At 70.9% G+C, this 22,073-nt stretch carries 20 protein-coding genes; 14 read left to right on the top strand and 6 right to left on the bottom strand.

The features are described from left to right. Nucleotides 1-25 precede the first annotated feature (25 nt). Nucleotides 26-2,044, top strand: a complete 2,019-nt coding sequence (locus tag VZF99_RS11345) for a hypothetical protein (RefSeq protein ID WP_407334798.1) — start codon at nt 26-28, stop codon at nt 2,042-2,044. 153 nt (nt 2,045-2,197) lie between these two features. On the opposite strand, the gene VZF99_RS11340 is transcribed toward VZF99_RS11345, so the two are convergent. The 5 genes from VZF99_RS11340 to VZF99_RS11320 all read right to left on the bottom strand — a co-directional run bounded on the left by VZF99_RS11340 (nt 2,198) and on the right by VZF99_RS11320 (nt 6,714). Beyond that, nucleotides 2,198-2,857 carry a class I SAM-dependent methyltransferase gene (locus VZF99_RS11340; protein WP_120284103.1) on the bottom strand — a complete coding sequence of 220 codons (660 nt, stop codon included), beginning with the start codon at nt 2,855-2,857 and terminating at the stop codon, nt 2,198-2,200. Nucleotides 2,858-2,881: 24 nt separating this feature from the next. After that, nucleotides 2,882-3,280 (bottom strand): carboxymuconolactone decarboxylase family protein, encoded by a 399-nt coding sequence (locus VZF99_RS11335; protein ID WP_407334797.1) that lies wholly within the window; start codon nt 3,278-3,280, stop codon nt 2,882-2,884. Beyond that, nucleotides 3,277-4,335 carry an NAD(P)-dependent oxidoreductase gene (locus VZF99_RS11330; RefSeq protein WP_407334796.1) on the bottom strand — a complete coding sequence of 353 codons (1,059 nt, stop codon included), beginning with the start codon at nt 4,333-4,335 and terminating at the stop codon, nt 3,277-3,279. The genes VZF99_RS11335 and VZF99_RS11330 overlap by 4 nt, the downstream gene beginning before the upstream one ends. Then, nucleotides 4,332-5,084, bottom strand: a complete 753-nt coding sequence (locus VZF99_RS11325) for an SDR family oxidoreductase (RefSeq protein WP_407334795.1) — start codon at nt 5,082-5,084, stop codon at nt 4,332-4,334. Before VZF99_RS11325 ends, VZF99_RS11330 begins: the two co-directional genes overlap by 4 nt. A gap of 154 nt (nt 5,085-5,238) precedes the next feature. Next, the gene (locus tag VZF99_RS11320; RefSeq protein ID WP_407334794.1) at nt 5,239-6,714 is read right to left on the bottom strand and encodes an aldehyde dehydrogenase; all 1,476 of its coding nucleotides are present in this window, start codon (nt 6,712-6,714) and stop codon (nt 5,239-5,241) included. 89 nt (nt 6,715-6,803) lie between these two features. Between VZF99_RS11320 and VZF99_RS11315 the strand changes: the two genes are divergently transcribed. From VZF99_RS11315 to VZF99_RS11275, 9 genes are all read left to right on the top strand, one after another. Next, nucleotides 6,804-7,376, top strand: coding sequence for a TetR/AcrR family transcriptional regulator (locus VZF99_RS11315; RefSeq protein WP_067716757.1), 573 nt, complete (start codon nt 6,804-6,806; stop codon nt 7,374-7,376). An 8-nt stretch (nt 7,377-7,384) separates the two neighbouring features. Next, entirely contained in the window at nt 7,385-8,599 is a 1,215-nt protein-coding gene (locus VZF99_RS11310; RefSeq protein ID WP_407334793.1) for a cytochrome P450, read from the top strand. After that, entirely contained in the window at nt 8,599-9,393 is a 795-nt protein-coding gene (locus VZF99_RS11305; RefSeq protein WP_325770527.1) for an SDR family oxidoreductase, read from the top strand. Before VZF99_RS11310 ends, VZF99_RS11305 begins: the two co-directional genes overlap by 1 nt. Nucleotides 9,394-9,485: 92 nt before the next feature. Beyond that, a complete protein-coding gene (locus VZF99_RS11300; RefSeq protein WP_407336120.1) occupies nt 9,486-10,784 on the top strand; it encodes a cytochrome P450 in 1,299 nt (432 codons plus the stop codon). Then, the gene (locus VZF99_RS11295; protein WP_394855078.1) at nt 10,784-11,035 is read left to right on the top strand and encodes a ferredoxin; all 252 of its coding nucleotides are present in this window, start codon (nt 10,784-10,786) and stop codon (nt 11,033-11,035) included. Before VZF99_RS11300 ends, VZF99_RS11295 begins: the two co-directional genes overlap by 1 nt. Before the next feature lies 1 nt (nt 11,036). Further along, entirely contained in the window at nt 11,037-11,612 is a 576-nt protein-coding gene (locus VZF99_RS11290) for a nuclear transport factor 2 family protein (protein WP_120284093.1), read from the top strand. Further along, on the top strand, nt 11,609-12,892 hold the full coding sequence (locus VZF99_RS11285) for a hypothetical protein (RefSeq protein WP_407336119.1): 1,284 nt from the start codon (nt 11,609-11,611) through the stop codon (nt 12,890-12,892). The genes VZF99_RS11290 and VZF99_RS11285 overlap by 4 nt, the downstream gene beginning before the upstream one ends. A 58-nt stretch (nt 12,893-12,950) precedes the next feature. Next, on the top strand, nt 12,951-14,591 hold the full coding sequence (locus VZF99_RS11280) for an AMP-binding protein (RefSeq protein WP_407334792.1): 1,641 nt from the start codon (nt 12,951-12,953) through the stop codon (nt 14,589-14,591). Next, nucleotides 14,588-15,463, top strand: coding sequence for an SDR family NAD(P)-dependent oxidoreductase (locus VZF99_RS11275; protein WP_407334791.1), 876 nt, complete (start codon nt 14,588-14,590; stop codon nt 15,461-15,463). Before VZF99_RS11280 ends, VZF99_RS11275 begins: the two co-directional genes overlap by 4 nt. 111 nt (nt 15,464-15,574) lie before the next feature. Here the strand turns inward: VZF99_RS11275 and VZF99_RS11270 are convergent, their stop codons facing one another. Then, nucleotides 15,575-17,311 (bottom strand): AMP-binding protein, encoded by a 1,737-nt coding sequence (locus VZF99_RS11270; RefSeq protein ID WP_206474869.1) that lies wholly within the window; start codon nt 17,309-17,311, stop codon nt 15,575-15,577. Between the two features lie 209 nt (nt 17,312-17,520). Between VZF99_RS11270 and VZF99_RS11265 the strand changes: the two genes are divergently transcribed. Genes VZF99_RS11265 through VZF99_RS11250 form a run of 4 tightly spaced genes read left to right on the top strand, consistent with a single transcriptional unit; the run spans nt 17,521 to nt 22,026 of the window. Beyond that, entirely contained in the window at nt 17,521-19,047 is a 1,527-nt protein-coding gene (locus VZF99_RS11265; protein ID WP_407334790.1) for a CoA-acylating methylmalonate-semialdehyde dehydrogenase, read from the top strand. 27 nt (nt 19,048-19,074) lie between these two features. Further along, nucleotides 19,075-20,238: an acyl-CoA dehydrogenase family protein gene (locus tag VZF99_RS11260; protein ID WP_407334789.1), complete on the top strand. Its 1,164-nt coding sequence runs from the start codon at nt 19,075-19,077 to the stop codon at nt 20,236-20,238. A gap of 14 nt (nt 20,239-20,252) precedes the next feature. Continuing rightward, complete coding sequence (gene mmsB, locus VZF99_RS11255; protein ID WP_182635041.1) at nt 20,253-21,137, top strand: 3-hydroxyisobutyrate dehydrogenase; 885 nt, start codon at nt 20,253-20,255, stop codon at nt 21,135-21,137. Between the two features lie 25 nt (nt 21,138-21,162). Next, a complete protein-coding gene (locus VZF99_RS11250) occupies nt 21,163-22,026 on the top strand; it encodes a LuxR C-terminal-related transcriptional regulator (protein ID WP_407334788.1) in 864 nt (287 codons plus the stop codon). Nucleotides 22,027-22,073: the final 47 nt, after the last annotated feature.

The following is a 22,073-nucleotide window of genomic DNA, read 5'->3' as shown; positions in this document are numbered from 1 at the left end:
GCGCCGCCGGAGCAGGAGGTGCGCGATGTCGCGACCAGAGCCCCGCGCCCGCTACGGGCGCTACATCGGCGGGCCGGACCCCCTCGCGCCCCCGCTCGACCTGTCCGAGGCGCTCGACGCGGTCTCCGAGGGCGTCATGGCCGGGTACTCCCCGGAGCAGTCCATGCGGGAGTTCCTCCGCACCGGCGGCCGCGACCAGACAGGCCTCGACGAGCTGGCCGGACGCATCCAGCGTCGACGCCGCGAACTGCTGCAGCGGAACCACCTGGGCGGCACCCTCGAGGAGGTCTCCCGGCTGCTCGACGAGGCGCTGCTCGCCGAGCGGGGACAGCTCGCCCGCGACACCGCTATGGATCCGATGGACCGCACCCTGCGGGAAATGACCATCGAGAACCTGCCCGACTCGCCGGCCGCCGCGGTCGGGGAACTCAAGGACTACGACTGGGCCTCGTCCGACGCCCGCGAGGCGTACCGCCGCATCCAGGACCTCATGGGCGCCGAGGTGCTCGACGCCCGATTCGCCGGGATGAAACAGGCGCTGGAGAACGCGACCGACGCCGACCGGGCGGCGGTGTCGGAGATGCTGTCGGACCTGACCGAGCTGCTCGACAAGCACGCCCGCGGAGAGGACACCCCCGAGGACTTCCGTGAGTTCATGGACAAGCACTCCGACGCGTTCCCGGAGCAGCCGAAGGACGTCGAGGAGTTGATCGACACCCTCGCCGAGCGTGCGGCCGCTGCCCAGCGGATGATGCGCTCGATGACCCCGGAGCAGCGGGAGGAGCTCATGGCCCTGTCGCAGCAGGCGTTCGGTTCGCCCGAGTTGATGGAGCAGCTGGGCCGGTTGGACGGGCTGCTGCAGTCCCTGCGTCCGGGCGAGGACTGGGACGGCTCGGAGGACTTCGAGGGCTCCGAGGGGTTGGGGATGTCCGAGGGGACCGCGGCCATGGCCGAACTCGGGGACCTCGACCGGCTGGCCGAACAGCTCTCCCGGAGCGACAGGTCCCCGCTGTCCGAACTCGACCTGGAGGCGGTGGCCCGCCATCTCGGTCGCGAGGCGGCGGTGTCCGTGCAGACGCTGTCGCGGCTCGAACAGCAGATGCGCGAGTCCGGTTACCTCAGTCGCCGACCGGACGGGGACCTCCGACTCTCCCCGGCCGCGCTGCGCAAACTCGGGAGGTCACTGCTCCGCGACGCCGCACAGCGGTTGTCCGGCCGGACCGGTGCGCGCGAGACCAGGCTGTCGGGGGCCGCGGGGGAGCAGACGGGGTCGAGCCGGGCCTGGGAGTTCGGTGACGTCGAGTCCTGGGACGTGCCGAGGACCGTGGGCAACGCGATCTCCCGGATCGCCGCGGAGGGGGGCGAGACGGGTGCGGGGATCCGGCTCCTACCCGAGGACATCGAGGTCAGGGAGACCGAGGCGCGGACCCAGGCCGCCGTGGCGCTGCTGGTGGACACGTCGTTCTCCATGGCCATGGAGGGGCGGTGGGTCCCGATGAAGCGTACGGCCCTGGCCCTCCACCACCTGGTGAGTACCCGCTTCCGGCAGGACCGGCTGCAGCTCATCTCGTTCGGCCGCTTCGCCCAGACCCGGACAGTGGAGGACCTGCTCTCCCTGGACGCGCAGTACGAGGCCGGCACGAACCTGCATCATGCGCTCCTGCTCGCCGGGCGGTACTTCCGTGAGCACCCGACGATGCAGCCGGTTTTGCTCATCGTCACCGACGGCGAACCCACCGCTCACCTGCTCAGCGGCGGGGAGCCGTGGTTCGCCTACCCGCCGGACCCCGACACCATCCGGATCACTGTCGACGAGTTGGACCGGGTCGCCCGCACCGGGGCTCAGACGACCTTCTTCCGGCTGGGCGACGACCCGGGTCTGTCCCGATTCCTGGACGCGCTCGCCCGGAGGGTCGACGGCACGGTGGTGGCGCCGGACGTCGACGACCTGGGCGCGGCCGTGGTGGGGCGGTTCCTGCACTCACGGCGCGGTCGGCCCTCGCCCGGCGACCCGTGGAGCGCCGGCGGCCGCTGGGCGGTGTGACCCACCCCGCCGCTGCCCCGACCGCCAGACTCGGGCACCCCGCAACTGCGAGATCCGCTACTCCGAATCCGGATCCGCTACTCGAATCGGGGTAGCGGATCCGGATTCCGGGTAGCGGATCCTTGGAGGTGCGGGTCAAGGGGCGTGCGGGGCTCAGGGCATCGGCGCGCCGACCTCGCCGGAGTCGCGGCGCAGCACACGCAGCGAGTCCACGGCCCGGACCTCGGTGAACTGGCCCGACTCGAGCGCGCGGCAGTAGATCTCGTACGGGGGACGGCCGCCGTCCTCCGGGTTCGGGAACACGTCGTGGATCAGCAGCGCCCCGCCGATCTCCACCCATGGGGCCCAGCCCTCGTAGTCGGCCTGCGCCGCCTCGGAGGAGTGGCCTCCGTCGATGAAGACGAACGACGCGGGCTTGCCCCAGACGCGGGCCACCTGGGTCGACGTGCCCACCGCGGCGGTCACCACGTCATCGAGTCGGGCGTCCCACATGGTGTGGCGGAACGCGCCGAGGGTCTCCAGGCGGCCGGTGTGCGGGTCCACCAGCGAGGTGTCGTGGTACTCCCAGCCGGGCTGGTGCTCCTCGGAACCGCGGTGGTGGTCCACGGTGACGATGCTGCCGCCGGTCACGCGGGCGGCCGCGCCGAGGAACACGGTGGAGCGACCGCAGTAGGTGCCGATCTCCACGCCCACACCGTCGCCCAGGAACTCGCAGGCGATGTCGTACAAGGTGATGCCCTCCTCCAGCGGCATGAAGCCGGGGGCGGCGAGCGCTACGGCGAGCAGCGCGGGTTCGATCTCGGGTGCGGTCATGGGTTTCAACCTAGCGCCCGCCCCTCAGCCCTCGGTGCGGCGGGCGGACATGCGGGCGCGCGCCACGTGCGGGCCCACCACGTTGCCGAGTTTGGTCCCGTTGGGCCAACCCGCGTAGTAGCAGAGGAACACCACGATCTCCTCCAGTTCCTCGGGCGTCAGCTCGTCGTTGCCGAGCGCCGCCCCCACCTGGATGTCCGCGATGTCGGTGTTGCCCTGGGCGGTCAGCGCCCCCAGGAGCAGCAACCGGCGATCGCGGTGACTCAGCCCCGGGCGGGACCAGATCCTACCGAACAGGTGGTCCGCGGTCTCGGCGAAGTAATCACCCGGCCCGTCGGACATCTCGAAGCCGTACACCTCGGTCATCATTGCCAGACCGTGCTCGCGCTCCGGGCTCATCCCGGCGTCCGCGGCGTCGCTCATCGGTTCTCCTCGTCGTGGTCGTGGTCGTCGTCCTCGTCGTCGTCGTGGTCTCGTCCGGTCCCGCCCGCTTCGCCGGACACGCCGTCGGACGCGCGGACGTCCGCGCGGCGGGCGAGCTCACCCGGCCCGACACCGAACCCGGTGCCCAGGTCGCGCAGCGCGATGGTGCCCAGGGGCAGGTCCACGCCCAGCCGGTCGGCCAGGCCCAGGGCGAGGGACAGGTCCTTCTCTCCCAGGCCGCGGACGTGGGTGAACACGCCGTGCCAGAAGTCGTCGGCCTCGATCGGCGCGGTGGTGTCCCGCAGCATCACGGCCCCGGCGCCGCCGGTGATGGCGTCGGTGTGGCGGACCACCCGGCCCAGCTTCGCGATGTCGATGCCCGCGGCCTCGGCCAGCCGGGAGGCCTCGGCGGTGGCGGTGAACGAGATGAAGTGCAGGAGGTTGCGGGCCAGCTTCATCCGCGTGCCCGCACCCACCTCCCCGGCGTGCACGGGCATGCCCGCCCACAGCGCGAACACCGGCTTGCACGCCTCGTAGACCTCGCGCGGCGCACCGACCATCACGGCGAGCTGACCCGATTCCGCCCCCTGGGCGCCACCCGACACCGGCGCGTCCACCAGGTGGACCCCGGCGGTCGCACACACCTCGGCCAGCTCAACAGCCGTCGAGTCGGCGATGGTGGAGTGGACCGCGATCACGGTCCCCGGTGCGGCGGTGCGCAGGATCCCCTCGGGCCCGTCGACGACGTCACGCACCTGGGCGTCGTCCAGCACCGTCACCGACACCAGGCGCGCCGTGCGGGCGACCTCGGCACCGGTGGCGGCGGCGGTGGCCCCCTCGGCGACGAACGGCTCGGTCGTCTCCGGGCGCACGTCGCACACCACGAGCCCGCCCGGCCAGGCCAGGAGGCGCTTCGCGATCGGCGCACCCATGTTGCCCAGGCCGATGAACCCGACCGGGGCGGGGGAGTCGCCGGGACCGCCGGGGCCGATCGCGGGTGCGGGGTCCTGTTCGGGGGCCGGGGCCGGGTCGCTCGTGATCGGATGCCCGCTCATGACCGGATGATCTGTCCGCCGTCGACGTTGAAGATCTGCCCGGTGACCCACGACGCCTCGTCCGACAGCAGGAACAGCAGCATCCCCACCAGGTCCTCCGGCTGACCCATGCGCTTGATGGGCAGCTTGTCGACCATCTCCTTGACGATCGACTGCGGGGTCGAGGAGCGGTTGGCCTCGGTGTCGATCGGCCCGGGAGCGATGGCGTTAATGCGGATGTTCGAGCCGCCCAGCTCGGTGGCGAGCTGCTGGGTGAGGCCGTTAACGCCGACCTTGGCCAGGCCGTAGAAGCCCGAGTACAGCCACGCCGCGGTGGAGGACTGGTTGACGATCGCGCCACCGCCGGCGGCGGCCATCTTCTCCCAGCAGGCGCGGACCATGAGCAGCTGACCGTTGAGGTTCACCGACATGAACTTCTCGTAGTAGTCCCACGGCACGGTGATGAGGAAGTCGAGCTTCATGCCGCCGAAGATCGCGGCGTTGTTGACCAGGATGTCCAGGCGGCCGAACTCCTCGACCGCGGCCTCGGCGCAGGCGTTGGCCGAGTCGGGGTCGGAGACGTCCGTGTGCTGGAAGACCGCCCGGCCGCCCGCGGCGACGATGTCCGCGGCGACGCGCTCCCCGTTCTCGGTCGACACGTCGGCGACCACCACGTTCGCGCCCTCGGCCGCGAGGGCCTTGGCGTACTCCTCGCCGATGCCGCCGGCGGCTCCGGTCACGATGGCGGTCCTACCGTCGAAACGTCCCATGTCGTGTGTCTCTTCCTGTCGGCGTGGTGATGCTGGATGGGGTAGTGCTGGTGAGTGGTGCTGGTGAGTGGTGTGGGGCCAGGTGCCGGGCCAGTGGTGCCGGGTGCCCGGGCTCTCCGGTGCTGTCCGGGGCTGTCCGGGGTTGTCCGGGGCCTCAGGCCGGGGTGGCGACCGACTTGATCTCGAGGTACTCCTCGAAGCCCTCGCGGCCCATCTCGCGGCCGATGCCGGACTGCTTGTACCCGCCGAACGGCACGTCGGCGCCGTACCACTGGCCGCCGTTGACGCCGAGGGTGCCTGTGCGGATGCCGGCCACGACCTTCTCGATCCGCTCGGGGTCGGTGCCCCACACGGCCCCGGACAGCCCGTAGGGGGAGTCGTTGGCGATGCGGATCGCGTCGTCGTCCCCGTCGTGGGGGATCACCACGAGCACGGGGCCGAAGATCTCCTCCTGCGCGACCCGTGCCGAGTTGTCGAGACCGGAGATGAGGGTCGGTTCCACCCAGAACCCGCGCTCCATGCCCTCGCCGGTGGGGCGACCGCCGCCGATCTCGATGGTCCCGCCCTCCTGGCGCGCCAGGGCGATGTAGCCCTCGATGCGCTCGCGCTGGACCGCGGAGATGACCGGGCCGCAGAAGGCACCCGGGTCGTTGGGGTCTTTCGGGGCGAACGCCGCCATGGCGCCCTTGGCCGACTCGACCGCCTCGTCGTACCTCTCGCGGGGCACGACGAGGCGGGTGGTCAGCGCACAACCCTGGCCGGCGTGCGTACACGCGTTGAGGGCGGTCATGAAGCACGCCGAGTTCAGGTCGGCGTCGTCCAGCACGACCGCGGCGGACTTGCCGCCGAGCTCGAGGAAGACCTTCTTCAGCGTCTCGGCGGCGGCGGCCATGATCTTCTTGCCGGTCGCGGTGGATCCGGTGAAGGAGACCAGGTCGACGCGAGGATCGGTGGTCAGCTGTTCGCCGAGGCCGTGGTCGGACGACGACACCACGTTGAGTACGCCGGCGGGGATGTCCGTCTCCTCGGCGGCGATCCGGGCCACGGCCGCGGCGATGAGCGGGGTGTCGGGGGCGGGCTTGAGCACCACTGTGCAGCCGGCGGCCAGCGCGGGGCCGATCTTGGCGAAGTTGATCTGGTTGGGGAAGTTCCACGGGGTGATGGCCCCGACGACGCCGATCGCCTCGCGCCGGGTCGAGCGGTTGGAGCGCACGCCCATGATCTCGGACTCCCCGAGCTCGGTGACCCACTCGTAGGCCTCCACCAGGTCGGCGAGCCAGCCCAGGTCCGCGACGGGCCCCTCCAGCTGGGGGCCGGTCGTGAACATGTGGGGCGCGCCGACCTCGGCGATGGTCAGTGCCCGCAGCTCCTCGATGTGTCCCTGCAGTGCGTCGCGGAGCTGGCGCAGGCACCGCGCGCGGAACGAGTGGTCGGAGGACCAGTCGGTGGTGTCGAACGCGGTGCGCGCGGCGGCGATGGCCGCGTCCATGTCCTCGCGCCCGGCGTCGGCGGCCCGGCCGATGACCTCCTCGGTGGCGGGGTTGAGGACGTCGAACGTGGCGCCCCCGGTCGCGGGTCGCAGGTCACCGCCGATCAGCAGGGGGGCGGTGTCGGTGATGCTCGTCGTCACTTCGGAGCCTTCCGTCGCGGTGGATCGATGCAGAATGGGTGGACAGCTGTCTAGACGATAGTCCGGATGGTGGTGTACTGTCCAGACACATGTCCAGTGATCTTCGGTTCGAATCGACGCGGCGCAGGCTCAACGGCCAGCAGGCCGAGACCGTCGACCGCCTGACCAGCGCGGCGGTCGAGGTGCTGCGGGAGAAGGGTCCGGGAGGCCTGGCCGTCCGTGCCGTGGCCGCCAGGGCCGGCGTCGCACCGGCGACCGCCTACACGTACTTCTCCTCCAAGGGCCACCTCATCGCGGAGGTGTTCTGGCGGCGTCTGGACGACCACGTGACCGAGGCCGCCGACGGTGGCTCCACCGCCGACCGGGTGGTCGCCGTGTTGCGCGACGTCGCGCTCCTCCTCGCCGACGAGCCCGAACTGTCGTCGGCCGTCACCGCCGCCCTGTTGGGTGACGACCCCGAGGTATCCCACCTCCGGGTCCGGATCGGCGCCGACATCCGACGTCGCCTCGTGGCGGCGTTGGGGGAGCGGAACGACGACGAGGTGGTCCAGGCGCTGGAGATGGTCTACGCCGGGGCACTCGTCCGGGCGGGCATGGGCTACGGCTCCTACTCGGACATGGCAGACGCGATCGAATCCGCGGCACGACTGATCCTGAGGTGACACCCGAGATGACCACCGCGACGCCCGCTCCGCTCGTGTTCAGCCCGTACGACTACGCGGTGCACGAGGATCCCTACCCGTTCTACGCCCGTCTCCGCGCGGAGGCGCCCGTCTACCACAACCCGGACCTCGACTTCTGGGCGCTGAGCAGGCACGCGGACGTCCGCGAGGCGTTCCGCGCGCCGGACGTGTTCTCCAACGCCATGGGGGTCTCGCTGGACCCCGCCGCGTACGGTCCGCACGCCTACAAGACGATGTCCTTCCTCGCGATGGACGATCCCCGCCACGCCCGCCTGCGCAAGCTGGTGAGCAAGGGGTTCACCTCCAGGCGCGTGGACGCCCTGTCCGAGGGGATCTCGAGGATCTCGCGGCAGTACTGGGACGAGTGCCTGGCCCGGTCCCGCGACGGGGAGACCGTCGACTTCGTCGACGACTACGCGGGCAAGCTGCCCATGGACGTCATCTCGGATCTCATGGGCGTACCGGAGGTCGACCGGGCCGAACTGCGTCGGCTGGCCGACCTCGTCATGCACCGCGAGGAGGGCGTGCAGGACGTGCCGGAGGACTCCATGGTGGCCGCGCTCGACCTCATCACCTACTACCAGGGGATGGTCGCCGAGCGTCGCACCGCCCGGACCGGGGACCTCACCTCCGCACTACTCGACGCCGAGATCGACGGTGAGAAGCTGGACGACGACGAGATCCTGTCCTTCCTGTTCCTCATGGTGGTGGCCGGCAACGAGACCACGACCAAGCTGCTGGCCAACGCCCTGTTCTGGGGCCACGAGTACCCCGGGCAGTCGCGGGCCGTGCTCGACGATCCCGCCCTGGCGCCGGCATGGGTGGAGGAGACGCTGCGTTTCGACACCTCCAGCCAGATGGTCCTGCGCACCACCACGGAGGCCGCCACGGTCCGGGGCGTCACCATCCCCGCCGACGAGAAGGTCCTGTTGCTCATCGGGTCCGCGAACCGCGACGCGGAGGTCTTCGACAACGGGGACACGTTCGATCTCGCGCGGGACACCACGGCGAGCCTGAGTTTCGGTCAGGGACCCCACTTCTGCCTCGGCGCGCACCTCGCCCGGCTCGAGGGCCGCATCGCGCTGGACATGATCGCCCGCACGATCACCGGCTACGAACTGCTCCCCGGGGCCGAGCGCGTCCATTCCTCCAACGTCCGCGGCTTCGCCCATCTGCCCATGCGGGTCGAGGTGGCGCGCTGATGAGCCTGCGGTTCCCGTCCCACCCGGACGCCTCCGAACGTCCCGCCCTGGTCACCGGCGCCTCCTCGGGCATCGGCCGCGCGAGTGCCGAGTCGCTCGCGGCACTCGGGCACCCGGTCGTCGTGGGCGCGCGCCGCGCGGATCGGCTCGACGACCTGGTGCGCACCATCCGCGAGTCCGGAGGCGAGGCCACGGCCCGGGCGGTCGACGTCACCGACGCCGACTCCGTCGCCGGGTTCGTCGCCGCGGCCGCCGATGCATACGGCCCCGCAGAGGTGCTGGTCTCCAGCGCGGGGAGCCTGAAGATGGCGCGGGTCTGGGAAATGGACCCGGACGACTTCGCCGCCCAGCTCGACATCCACCTGCTCGCCGTCCACCGCCTGTTGCACGCGGTTCTGCCCGGCATGATCGACCGCCGCCGCGGGGACGTCGTGCTCATCGGCTCCGACGTGGCCTACACGGCCCGGCCGCGCTCCGGCGCGTACGTGGCGGCCAAGGCCGGACTGGAGACCATGGCCAAGCAGGCCCGCCGGGAGCTCGAGGGCACAGGAGTGCGGCTCGGCGTGGTCCGGCCCGGTCCGGTGATGACCGAGATGGGTACGGACTTCGACCAGGACACGGCCGAGGCCGTCATCAACGAATGGGTCAGGCACGGATTCGGTCGTCATCCCCGGATGTGCAAACCTGCCGACCTCGCGCGCGGGGTCACCGCCATGGTGTCCATGCCCCGCGGCGCCCAGATCACCGAGCTGGAGATCCAGCCGGAGGCCCCCATCGAGGAGGACTACTCGTGACCAGCATCGACAGTTCCACCGACGAGCCCACCGACTTCTCGGGGCTGGACGAGCCGCAGCGCGTGTCCGGCGGAGAGGGCGGACTCGGCCACATGGACGAGTTGCGCACCGACCCGATCAGCCTGTTCTGGCGGGTCCGGGAGGAGTGCGGCGACCTGGGCGTGTTCCGGATCGCGGACCGCGACATCTGCCTGGCCTCCGGCGCGGCCGCGAACGAGGCGTTCTTCCGGGCGCCCGACGAGGCGCTGGACCAGGCGGCCGCCTACCCGTTCATGACCCCGGTGTTCGGTGAGGGCGTCGTCTTCGACGCCAGCCCCGAGCGCCGCTCGGAGATGCTGCACAACACCGCCCTGCGCGGTGACCACATGCGCCAGCACGCCGTCACCATCCCGCACGAGGTCCAGCGCATGGTGGCCGAGTGGGGCGACGAGGGCGAGATCGACCTGCTCGAGTGGTTCTCCGAACTCACCATTTACACCTCGTCGGCGTGCCTCATCGGCCCCAAGTTCCGCGAGCAGCTCGATTCCCGGTTCGCGCACCTGTACCACGACCTGGAACAGGGGACCGACCCCCACGCCTACATCGACGCCTACGCCGACATCCCCGCGTTCCGCAAGCGTGACGCGGCCCGCGCCGGGCTGGTCGAACTCGTCTCGGCGATCATGGACGACCGCGTCGCCAACCCGCCCGCCGACAAGGAGGACCGGGACCTTCTCGACGTGCTGGTCTCGGTGAAGGACGACGACGGCACGCACCGGTTCACCCCGGACGAGGTCACCGGCATCTTCATCTCGATGATGTTCGCCGGGCACCACACGACCTCGGGGACCAGCGCCTGGATGCTGATCGAACTGCTCAAGCATCCCGGGTACCTCTCGCAGGTCGTGGCGGAACTCGACGAGGTCTACGCGGACGGTGCCGAGTACAGCTTCGGCGCGCTGCGGCAGATGCCCAAGGTGGAGAACGCCCTCAAGGAGACGCTGCGGCTGCACCCGCCGCTCATCATCCTCATGCGTGTCGCCCAGGAGGACGTGCGGATCGGGGACTACGTCGTCCACGCCGGCCAGACCGTCGCCGCCTCGCCGGCGGTGTCCAACCGGCTGCCGGTGGACTTCCCCGACGCGGATGCGTTCGACCCGGACCGGTACGCGGAACCGCGGCAGGAGGACATCGTCAACCGCTGGACCTGGATCCCCTTCGGCGCCGGCCGGCACCGCTGCGTGGGCGCGGCGTTCGCCCAGCTACAGATCAAGGCCATCTTCTCGGTCCTGTTGCGGGAGTTCGAGTTCGAGCTCGCCCAGCCGGCGGAGAGCTACCACAACGACCACTCGAAGATGGTCGTCCAGCTGGCCCAGCCGTGCACCGTCCGCTACCGGAGGAGGCGGCGCTGATGAGCGGGGAGTCGCCGATGCGGGTCGAGGTCGACTTCGACCTGTGCCAGGCCCACGCCGAGTGCCAGGCCGAGGCGCCCGAGTGGTTCACGGTGCCCAAGGGGCCCGAGGCGAAGGTACGGGCGAAGCGGGGCCGGATCCCCGACGATCAACTCGAGGCCGTCAAGGCCGCCGTCAAGTACTGCCCGACACAGGCACTGCGCCTGGTCGACACCCCAGCCCCGACGCAGGAAAGCCCCAGGAGTGAGTGACGTGACCCGATACGACCGCGCCGAGATCGCCGAGTTCGTACAGCGCTGGATCGAGGCCAACGCGGTGTGTGAGCGCAACAAGGACTGGACGCCGCTGGCCGACTTCTACGCCGAGGACGCCACCTACGGGTGGAACTACGGCACCAAGGACGACTTCATGGCGGTCGGCCGCGACGAGATCCGCGACATCGCGCTCGGGCAGGAGATGGCCGGACTCGACGGTTGGGAGTACCCATACATCCGCACGATCATCGACCCGGAGACCGGGGACGTGTTGTGCCTGTGGAAGCAGATCGCGCGCGACACGGTGGACCCGAAGACGGGCGAGCCGTACGAGGTCCACGGGTTGGGCGGATCCTGGTTCCTCTACAACGGGAACCAGCAGTGGGCGTGGCACCGCGACTTCTTCGACTTCGGCAACGTCGTCGACCTGTTCATGCGCATGTACGAGGCGGACGCCTTGACCGACTCCATGAAGCAGCGGTTCGAGGCGGCCGGAGACAAGCCGGCGGGCTGGTACCGCATCGAGGACAGCCCGGCACCGCTGTGGCCCGTCTCCTCCCCGGACGAGGTCTGAGTCCCGTGAGCAACTCCTCGCCGCGCGATCCCCTCGAGGCCCTCGACCACGCCACCCTCGCCCGGCTCCTGCCCGACCTGCTGCTCATCGGCCAGCTCATCGATCGGGCCGGCATGCCCGCCCTGCTCGGCGAGTTCGGCGTCGACGGCATGAGGGACGTGGCGATCGAGGAGTGGCAGGCCGCCAGTCCCCACTACGCCCGCCGCATGAAGGACGCACTGTCGATCACCGGCGACGGGGTCGCCGAGATCTTCAAGGGCTTCCAACTGGACGTGGGCGCCCCGCCGGAATTCATGGACTTCCGGTACGCGGTGACCGACCACGACAACGGTGAGTTCTGGCTGGATCACTGCGGCGCCCTCATGGACGTCGAACCGATGGGGGATCGGCTGGTCACCACCATGTGCCACGACATCGAGGACCCCACCTTTCCCGCCACCGCGCTGGCCACCAACCCGCTCGCGGTCGTCGAACCCATCCACCGCCCGCCCCGCGCCCCGGAGGGCCGCACCCCGCACTGCCACTGGCGGGTGCGGATCGACCCGGACGGCGAGCCGTTCCCGGTGCCCGGACCCGCGCTCGAGTCCGCGTCGAGCCGGATCATCGAGTTCCGGTTCGACCCCCCGGCGCCGCGGGACACCGCCGGCGAGGGCCCGCGCGACGACTATGCGGGACCGCTGCTGACGGACCTGGTCTTCTCCGAGTTCACCTCCGCCGCACTCATCCGGATCACCCGCGAGGTCTATCTCCAGATGCACCTGCTCGCAGTGGGCTTCCACCAGTCGGTGCGGCGTCGGTCGGACACCGAGACCGCCGACCGGCTCCTCGCCTATCAGGCCACCGGCATCGCCGGTGTCGCGGCGGGACGGATCCGCGAGGTCCTGGGGGCCGCGACGGACGCCCGTGGGCTCGCGGCCGTGCTCGACCTGCACCCCATGGCCGGGCCGACCGCCTACACGGGCTTCTCGTCGGAGGTGTCCGCGGACGGCACCGAGCTGACGGTCCGCTGGGACACGGCCGCCGACGGGTTCGCCGACGACACCTGGCTTCCGCTGCTCGCCCGGGACGGACTTCGGCCCCTCGCCGCCGCCGCGCAGGCGGTCGACCCGCACTGGACGGTGGAGCGAGTCCCGACGGACCGTTCGCACGTGGCGGCGGTCCTGCGGTTGGGCGACGAGCCGGCCACGGAGGGCGAGGAGGTCGCCGTCACCCGCATCAGCACCGGCGCGGCGTTCACCTTCGGACCCACCCGCACCCCGCTCCCCATCACCCCCGTCTGAACCGACCCCACCCGACGAGTCCGCTCCACCCGAGTAGCCCGCCCCGGAGGACCCCGCAATGGCACACACCCTGGCAGATCTCTTCGAGCACGCGGTCGACGCGTACGGACGCGACCGGCTCGCGGTGGTGGAGGACGACCGCCGGCTCACGTACGCGGACCTGGAGGCCGAGGCCAATCGGTGGGCGGACGGGCTGGCCTCCTGGGGGGTGGGTCCCGGCGATCACGTGGCGATCCACCTGCGCAACGGGGTGGACTGCATCGCGCTGTTCCTCGGCGTCCTCAAACTCCGCGCCGTGGCCGTCAGCATCAACTACCGCTACGCGGGATCCGAGCTGGGGTACCTGTACGACTACTCCGACTCCTGCGCCCTGGTCTTCCACCGCGAGTTCACCCCGGCGGTGGCGGGCGCGGTCGGGGACGCGGACCGCCTGCGTCACCTCATCGTGGTCGAGGACGGATCCGGGGCGGGGGAGCTGCCGTCCGGCACGCTCGACGCCCGGGAACTCCTCGCCGCGGCCTCGCCGGACCGGACGCCGGTGGAACGGAGCGCGGACGACCTCTTCCTCGTCTTCACGGGCGGGACCACCGGCAAGCCGAAGGGCGTGATGTGGCGGCAGGAGGACCTGTGGCGCAGCCTCGGCGGCGGCAGTGATTATTACACCGGGGAGCCGGTGCCCGACGAGTACCACCAGTCCCGTGCCGGACTGGGCGGGGACCCCGCACGCTATCTCGTGCTGCTCCCGCTCATCCACACCTCCGGGCTCATGCCCTCGTTCACCGCGCTGTTCTCCGGGGGCACGTGCCACTACCTGCCGCACTTCCGGGCGGACGACGTGCTCGAGGAGATCGAGAGCGAGAAGATCCAGATCGTCGTCCTCGCCGGCGACGCCATGGTGCGGCCGATGCTGGAACGGATGCGCAACACCGGTGCCGACACCTCGAGCGTGTTCATGGTCAGCTCCGGCGCCGCCCTGTTCTCGCCGTCGGTCAAGGCCGAACTCTTCGAGCTGCGCCCCGATCTCATGATCATGGACGCGTTCGGGTCCTCCGAGAGCGGCTTCGGCGGGCTGGGAGTCGTGACGAGGGCGAACGTCGACGACGGGTCCCTGTTCGCAGACCACGGCCCCCGCATCCCCCGGGGCAGCGGCCTGCAACTGGTGGACGACTTCGACGAGCCGCTGCCCGACGACTCCACCGAGATCGGCTGGATCGTCAAGGCCGGCTACCAGCCCAGTGGCTACTACAAGGACGCCGCCAAGTCGGCCGAGACGTTCCGCGAGATCGCCGGGACCCGGCGGGTGTTCACCGGCGACCGCGGCAGGTACGACGGCCCGGACACGATCATCATGCTCGGCCGGGGCAGCCAGGTGATCAACTCCGGTGGCGAGAAGATCTTCGCCGAGGAGGTCGAGTCGGCGGTCAAGGCCGCCGAGGGCGTGCAGGACGCCGTGGCGTTGGGCGTGCCGGACGAGCGGTTCGGCCACCGGGTCGGGGCGGTGATCCAGTGGCATGACGGCCACACCGGGGACTTCGCGGCCCTGGAGGAGGCGCTGCGCGCGACCCTGGCGGGGTTCAAGATCCCGGTCGCGTTCTGGGTCGTCGACACGGTGGAGCGGCACCCCAGCAGCAAGACGGACTACGGGTGGGCCAAGCGGGTCCTCGCCGACCGCGGGCCCGACCACGACCGCCGGCAGTGACCGCGCTCCACCTGGGCGGGCGGGCCTACGCCGTTACCGGGTCCTCCCGCGGGATCGGGGCCGCGGTGGCCGAGGACCTGGCGGCCCGCGGCGCCGACGTCGTGCTCAACGGCCGGGATCCACGGGCTCTGGCCGAGCAGGTCGACGACCTCGCGGCACGGTCGACCGGCCGGATCCGCGGCGTCGCCGGGTCGGCACACGAGCCCGCCGTGGCCGAGGAGCTGCTCGCCCGGGCGAGGGAGGGGGACTCGGTCGTGGGCGGGCTCATCACGTGCGCCGGGGTGCCCGAACCGACGGGGTCGTCGATCCTCACGGTGTCCCACGCCGACTTCGCCGACCTCATCGACGCCCACCTGGGCACGGTGTTCGCCCCCTGTCGCGTCTTCGCGCCACACCTGGTGGAGGCGGGCTCGGGCGCGATCGTCACCACGTCGTCGTTCGCCTGGAAGGGCGACTACGGCGGGACCGGCTACCCGGCCGGCAAGGGCGCCGTCACCTCACTCACCATGGCGATCGCGGCGGAACTGGCCGAGCACGGGGTCCGGGCGAACGTCGTGTGCCCCGGCGCGCGCACCCGTCTGTCCAGTGGTGAGGCCTACGAGGAGCAGATCCGGGACCTGGGGCGCCGGGGAATACTCGACGAGCTTAGTGTGGCCGGGGCACTGGACCCGGCGGGCCCGGAGTACGTCGCACCCCTCTACACCTATCTCGTCTCCGACCTCTCCGCGGGGATCACCGGGGGCGTCTTCGCCGGATCGGGCGGCTTCGTCGGACGATTCCCCACGCCGGAGGCGCAGATCCTGGCGTACCGCGATTTCCACTCGCATGCGCCGTGGACGCCCGAGGAGATCGACGGCTTCCTCCGGACGTGAGCCGCCTCGGGACCCGCGTCGCGTGGCGGCCGCCCGCGGACCGCGCACCGGACGGCGACGACCACTTCGTCGTCGTCGCCCGTCCTCGCACGCCCCGGACGGCGACCACCGTCAGCGCAGTGCGTCCTCGCGGAACTCACCGGGGAAGTCCACCGACGGACCGTTGTCGACCTCGCCGCGGCGCAGCTCCACCCGCCTGATCTTGCCGGAGATGGTCTTGGGCAGGTCGGTGAACTGCAGGCGCCGGACCCGCTTGTAGCCGGCCAGGTGGGTGCGCGAGTACTCGAAGATCTCGCGCGCCGTGGCCTCGGTGGGCTCCCAGCCGCCGGCCAGGACGACGAAGGCCTTGGGCACGCTCAGCCGCACCGGGTCAGGGGAGGGGACGACGGCGGCCTCGGCGACGGCCGGGTGCTCGAGCAGCACCGATTCCAGCTCGAACGGCGAGATCCGGTAGTCGGAGGACTTGAACACGTCGTCGGTGCGCCCGACGTAGGTGATGTAGCCCTCCGCGTCGCGGGACCCCACGTCGCCGGTGTGGTAGAAGCCGTCCGCGTAGGCGGCGTCGGTGCGCTCGGCATCACCGTGGTAACCGACCATCAGTCCCAGCGGGCGGGGATCGAGGCGCAGGCAGATCTCGCCCTCCGCGCCATCGCCGGCGAGCTCCCGACCGGTGGCCGGGTCGACCAGCACCACGTCGAAGCCGGGGCACGGGCGGCCCATCGAGCCGTCCTTGATGGGCTGGCCCGGGGTGTTGGCGATCTGCACGGTGGTCTCGGTCTGGCCGAACCCGTCGCGGATCGTCACCCCCCACGCGTCCCGGACCCGGCCGATGACCTCGGGGTTGAGCGGCTCGCCCGCGCCCACCGCCAGGCGGGGCGGGACCTGCAGCTGGGTCAGGTCGGCCTGGATGAGCATCCGCCACACGGTCGGGGGGCAGCACAGGCTCGTCACGCCGCAGCGGTCCATCTCGCGCATCATCGCCGCGGCGTCGAAGCGCGAGTAGTTGTAGATGAACACGCACGACCCCGCGATCCACGGGGTGAAGACGTTCGACCAGGCGTGCTTGGCCCAGCCGGGGGAGGAGACGTTGAGGTGGACGTCGCCGGGCTGGAGGCCGATCCAGTACATGGTCGACAGGTGACCCGCCGGGTAGGAGGCGTGCGTGTGCTCGACGAGCTTGGGCTTGCTGGTGGTGCCGGAGGTGAAGTACAGGAGCAGGGTGTCGTCGGCGTGGGTGGTGTGGGTCGGTTCGAAGTCGGGGGAGGCGTCCATCGCTCCGGCCAGGTCGGTCCAGCCCGCCGGCGCGCCGCCCCGCTCGTCCCCGCCGACCGAGATGCGCTGGTAGTCGCCGGAGATGTCGGCGAACCGTTCGGCCAGCTCGCCGCGCGCGATGACGTGCTTGATGCCGCCGCGCGCGATGCGGTCCCGCAGGTCGCCCTCGGCGAGCAGCGTGGTGGCGGGGATGACCACGGCACCGAGCTTGATCACCGCCAGCATGACGTCCCACAGCTCCACCTGGTTGGCCAGCATGAGCAGGATGCGGTCGCCGGGCTCGACGCCCCGCTCACGCAGCCAGTTGGCCGTCCGGTCGGACCGGACCCGCATCTCCTCGAACGAGTACTTGGCCTCGGTGGGGGCGCCGCCGCCGTCGTTCTCCTCGACGATCCACAGGGCGGGGTCGTCGTTCCCCTCGGCCTGGACGTCGAACCAGTTCAGTGCCCAGTTCCACTCGTCGAGCTCGGGCCAGGCGAATCCGTCCCGCGCGGCGTCGTAGTCCAGCGCGTGTGCCTGGAGGAAGTCGCGGGCGGCGCGGAACCGGACGGTGGCCTCGGTGGGCAGCGGGGGCATGGATGCTCCTGTCGACGGAACGTATGAGTGAGTCAGCTCACAGTAGAGCTGCCGCGAGGGCTGGCGGTACACCCGAAAGGGGAGGGTCCCGGATCGATCGGGCCCCGCCCCTGGATTACTAGGAGTTGCAAGTATATGGTGATGGGCATCACGGGACAGGGGTGAGCGGGCGAGAACAGCGCGCCGCCCCACTCAAGGAAGGGACGTCCATGTCGGATCTCAGGCAGGTCGAGCACTACATCAACGGCGCGCGGGTCGCGGCCACCGGGGGGCGGAGCCAGGAAGTGCTCAACCCCAGCACGGGCAAGGCGCAGGCGATCGTGCCGCTGGCCACCACGGCCGAGGTCGACGACGTCATCGCCAAGGCCGCCGCCGCGCAGAAGGCGTGGGCCGCCCAGAACCCGCAGAAGCGCGCCCGCGTGCTCATGCGGTTCGTCGATCTGGTCAACCAGAACATGCAGGAGCTCGCCGAGCTGCTCGCCATCGAGCACGGCAAGACCACCCCGGACGCGAAGGGCGACATCCAGCGCGGCCTCGAGGTGATCGAGTTCGCGATCGGCATCCCGCACCTGCTCAAGGGCGAGTACACGGAGAACGCCGGCACCGGCGTCGACGTCTACTCCATGCGCCAGCCCCTCGGCGTCGTCGCCGGCATCACCCCGTTCAACTTCCCGGCCATGATCCCGCTGTGGAAGGCCGGCCCGGCCATCGCCTGTGGCAACGCGTTCGTCCTCAAGCCCTCCGAGCGGGATCCCTCCGTGCCGGTGCGCCTGGCCGAACTGTTCACCGAGGCGGGCCTGCCGGACGGCATCTTCCAGGTCGTCCACGGCGACAAGGAGGCCGTGGACGCGATCCTCAATAACGACACGATCCAGGCCGTCGGGTTCGTCGGGTCCACCCCGATCGCCCAGTACATCTACTCCAGCGCCGCCCGCACCGGCAAGCGCGCCCAGTGCTTCGGCGGCGCCAAGAACCACGCCATCATCATGCCGGACGCCGACATGGACCAGGTCGCGGACGCCCTGGTCGGAGCCGGATTCGGTTCGGCCGGCGAGCGCTGCATGGCCATCTCCGTGGCCGTCCCCGTCGGCGAGGGCACCGCCGAGGCGCTCCTCGAGAAGCTGCTGCCCAAGGTCAAGGACCTCAAGGTCGGCCACAGCCACGATCCGCAGTCCGACTACGGCCCGCTGGTGACCCCCGAGTCCAAGGCCCGGGTCCTCGACTACATCGATCAGGGCGAGAAGGCCGGCGCCGAGCTCCTCGTCGACGGTCGCGGTGTGGGTGCCTACACCGGCGAGTTCAACGGTGAGGACATCTCCGAGGGCTACTACGTGGGCCCGACGCTCATGGACAAGGTGACCCCGGACATGAGCGTCTACACCGACGAGATCTTCGGCCCCGTCCTCGTGGTGGTCCACGCCAAGGACTTCGAGGAGGCCCTGAGCCTGCCCAACGACCACGAGTACGGCAACGGCGTGGCGATCTTCACCCGCGACGGCGACGCCGCCCGCGAGTTCGTCTCCCGCGTCGAGGTCGGCATGGTCGGCGTCAACGTGCCGATCCCGGTCCCGATCGCGTACCACACCTTCGGTGGCTGGAAGAAGTCCGGATTCGGCGACCTCAACCAGCACGGCCCGGAGTCGATCAAGTTCTACTCCAAGGTCAAGACCGTCACGCAGCGCTGGCCGTCGGGCATCAAGGACGGGGCCGACTTCAACATCCCCACGATGGACTGACCGGCTCGCCCCAGGAGAGGAACACCCATGTTCACCCTTGATGACGACGACAAGGTCATCGTCGACGCCGCACGCGACTTCTCGGACAAGCGGATCGGTCCCAAGGCGCAGGAGTGGGACGAGACCCACCACTTCCCCAAGGACGTCCTCCGCGAGGCCGCCGGGATGGGCATGGGCGCGATCTATGTCTCCGAGGAGGTCGGGGGCAGCGGGATGCGTCGACTGGACGGCGTGCGGATCTTCGAGCAGCTCGCGCGCGGGTGCCCGTCGGTGGCGGCGTACCTGTCCATCCACAACATGTGCGTGTGGATGGTCGACGAGTTCGGCACCGACGAACAGCGCCGGCAGTGGATCCCCGAGCTGGCCTCGCTCGAGAAGTTCGCCAGCTACTGCCTCACCGAGCCGGGCGCCGGGTCGGACGCGGCGGCGCTGCGCACCAAGGCGGTCCGCGACGGTGACCACTACGTGCTCAGCGGCACCAAGCAGTTCATCTCCGGGGGCGGCCAGTCGGACGTCTACCTGGTGATGGCCCGGACCGGGGAGGCCGGCCCCAAGGGCATCTCGGCGTTCCTGGTCCCGGCCGACTCGGACGGGCTGAGCTTCGGCCCCGACGAGCGGAAGATGGGCTGGAACGCCCAGCCGACGGCGCAGGTGATCATGGAAAGCGTCCGGGTTCCGGCCGCCAACCTCATCGGCGGCGCGGACACCGGCGGGGAGGGGCTCGGCTTCACCATCGCGATGCGTGGACTCAACGGCGGGCGCATCAACATCGCCGCCTGCTCGCTGGGCGGGGCCCAGGAGGCGTACTCGCGGGCCGTGGCACATTTGCGGGACCGCGAGGCGTTCGGCGGTGCGCTCATCGACGAGCCGACCATCCGGTTCACCCTGGCCGAGATGGCCACCGAGCTGGAGGCCAGTCGGCTCCTGCTGTGGCGCGCTGCCGCGGCGCTGGACGCCAAGGAGCCGGACCACGTCGAGCTGTGCGCCATGGCGAAGCTGTTCGTCACCGACCGGTGCTTCGACATCGCCGACCGGTCGCTGCAGCTGTTCGGCGGCTACGGGTATCTATCCGAATACGGAATCGAGAAGATCGTGCGGGATCTGCGGGTGCACCGCATCCTTGAGGGCACGAACGAGATCATGCGCGTCGTCGTCGGCAGGGCCGTCGCCGCGCGCGGACTGGGAGCGTAGGAATGACCAACGAACTGCCGACCGTCGCTTTCCTCGGCCTGGGCAACATGGGCGGTCCCATGGCGGCCAACCTCGTCGGTGCCGGCCACGAGGTCCGCGGTTTCGACCCGGTTCCCGCCGCGCAGGAGGCCGCGCGTTCGGCCGGCGTCACCGTGTGCGAGACGCCGGCCGAGGCGGTCCGCGGGGCCGGCGTCGTCATCACGATGCTCCCCAACGGCGCGCTGGTCACCTCCACCTACGACGACGTCCTGGGGGAGGCGGAGGCCGGCACGCTGTTCATCGATTCGTCCACCATCTCGGTCGACGACGCCCGGGCGGTGCACGCCAAGGCCGTCGAGGCGGGGATGCTCCAGGTGGACGCCCCCGTCTCCGGCGGTGTCAAGGGCGCGACCGCGGGGACGCTGGCGTTCATGGTGGGCGGGGAGGACGAGGCCTTCGCCGCGGCGCAGCCGGTCCTCGAGCCCATGGCGGGCAAGGTCATCCACTGCGGCGCCGCGGGGGCCGGCCAGGCCGCCAAGGTCTGCAACAACATGGTCCTGGCCGTCCACCAGATCGCGATCGGCGAGGCGTTCGTGCTCGCGGAGCGGCTGGGGCTCGAGCACCAGGCCCTGTACGACGTCGTCACGGGGGCCACCGGCAACAGCTGGGCGCTGCACACCAACTGCCCCGTGCCCGGCCCGGTGCCCACCTCCCCGGCGAACAACGACTTCACGCCCGGCTTCGCCACGGCCCTGATGAACAAGGATCTGGGACTGGCCCTGGCCGCGCTGGAGAGCACCGGTACGGTCGCGCCGCTCGGTGCGGCGGCCGCGGCCCTGTACGACGAGTTCGCGCAGGACAACGGTGGCAAGGACTTCAGCGCCATCATCACCAGCATCCGCGATTCCGCGCGGAGCTGACCGCCTCCACTCTCGGGAGCTGACCATGACCACCCTTCGACCCAGTGATTCGGACGCCGTCCTCGGAGCCCTGCGACGCGCGCGGCAGGAGTCCGCGCTGCCGATCGTGTTCGCGGGGCAGGCCGACGGCGAGACGGCGAAGCTCACCCGCTTCATCGGCGTGCGCACGAACTCGATGCAGGGTCTGGCCGTGGCCAAGGGCCGGGGGCTCGGGGGGCACGTCATGGCGTCGGGGCGTCCCGCCACGGTCCGCGACTACGAGGAGTGCTCGGCCATCACCCGCGACTACGCCGATGCGGTGGAGCAGGAGGGCCTGAGGGCCATCATCTCGGTGCCGGTGATGGTCTCCGGCGTCGCGCGGACGATCCTCTACGGGTCGGCGCGCGTGGCCACCCAGCTCGGCGACCACGTCGCCAGGACGTTCAACTCGGTCGCCTCGGACCTCGCCGCGGAGTTCCAGGTCAGGGACGAGGTCGACCGACGGCTGCGGATGGCGGACCTCGCCGCCGCGGAGCACTCCGTCGGCTTCGAGGCCGCGGACCGCGAGCAGCTGCGGGTCCTCCACGGAGAGCTACGGGCGATCGCCGCTGAGCTGGGCGACCCGGCACTGCGCGACCGTCTCCTGGCCGCCGGGTCCGCGCTCGCCGGCGTGGGACGGGCGCCCGACGCCGGGGACATCCCGGTCCCCGCCAAGTCGGTGCTCTCGCCGCGCGAGATCGACGTGCTGGCCCAGGTTGCCCTCGGCTGCTCGAATGCCGAGGTGGGGGCGCGGCTGTCGCTGTCACCGGAGACCATCAAGGCGTATCTTCGCAACATCGGCACCAAGCTCGGCACGCGGTCGCGGATGGAGTCCGTGGCGCGCGCCCGGCTCCTCGGCGTCCTGCCCTGAGTCGACCCGACCGGCCGGCGGCCCGGAACGGCGGCGCGTGCCGGCAG

Source organism: Dietzia kunjamensis (assembly GCF_045689975.1).
Taxonomy (GTDB): domain Bacteria; phylum Actinomycetota; class Actinomycetes; order Mycobacteriales; family Mycobacteriaceae; genus Dietzia; species Dietzia kunjamensis.
The sequence above is the reverse complement of the archived record's forward strand: the minus strand, read 5'-3'. Positions and strand labels throughout refer to the sequence as shown.

Bases quoted from the DNA above. Each gene is read 5' to 3' on its own strand.
- VZF99_RS11345 (WP_407334798.1), top strand. From the start codon at position 26: ATGTCGCGACCAGAGCCCCGCGCCCGCTACGGGCGCTACATCGGCGGG.
- VZF99_RS11340 (WP_120284103.1), bottom strand. From the start codon at position 2,857: ATGACCGCACCCGAGATCGAACCCGCGCTGCTCGCCGTAGCGCTCGCC.
- VZF99_RS11335 (WP_407334797.1), bottom strand. From the start codon at position 3,280: ATGAGCGACGCCGCGGACGCCGGGATGAGCCCGGAGCGCGAGCACGGT.
- VZF99_RS11330 (WP_407334796.1), bottom strand. From the start codon at position 4,335: ATGAGCGGGCATCCGATCACGAGCGACCCGGCCCCGGCCCCCGAACAG.
- VZF99_RS11325 (WP_407334795.1), bottom strand. From the start codon at position 5,084: ATGGGACGTTTCGACGGTAGGACCGCCATCGTGACCGGAGCCGCCGGC.
- VZF99_RS11315 (WP_067716757.1), top strand. From the start codon at position 6,804: ATGTCCAGTGATCTTCGGTTCGAATCGACGCGGCGCAGGCTCAACGGC.
- VZF99_RS11310 (WP_407334793.1), top strand. From the start codon at position 7,385: ATGACCACCGCGACGCCCGCTCCGCTCGTGTTCAGCCCGTACGACTAC.
- VZF99_RS11305 (WP_325770527.1), top strand. From the start codon at position 8,599: ATGAGCCTGCGGTTCCCGTCCCACCCGGACGCCTCCGAACGTCCCGCC.
- VZF99_RS11300 (WP_407336120.1), top strand. From the start codon at position 9,486: ATGGACGAGTTGCGCACCGACCCGATCAGCCTGTTCTGGCGGGTCCGG.
- VZF99_RS11295 (WP_394855078.1), top strand. From the start codon at position 10,784: ATGAGCGGGGAGTCGCCGATGCGGGTCGAGGTCGACTTCGACCTGTGC.
- VZF99_RS11280 (WP_407334792.1), top strand. From the start codon at position 12,951: ATGGCACACACCCTGGCAGATCTCTTCGAGCACGCGGTCGACGCGTAC.
- VZF99_RS11270 (WP_206474869.1), bottom strand. From the start codon at position 17,311: ATGCCCCCGCTGCCCACCGAGGCCACCGTCCGGTTCCGCGCCGCCCGC.
- VZF99_RS11265 (WP_407334790.1), top strand. From the start codon at position 17,521: ATGTCGGATCTCAGGCAGGTCGAGCACTACATCAACGGCGCGCGGGTC.
- VZF99_RS11260 (WP_407334789.1), top strand. From the start codon at position 19,075: ATGTTCACCCTTGATGACGACGACAAGGTCATCGTCGACGCCGCACGC.
- VZF99_RS11250 (WP_407334788.1), top strand. From the start codon at position 21,163: ATGACCACCCTTCGACCCAGTGATTCGGACGCCGTCCTCGGAGCCCTG.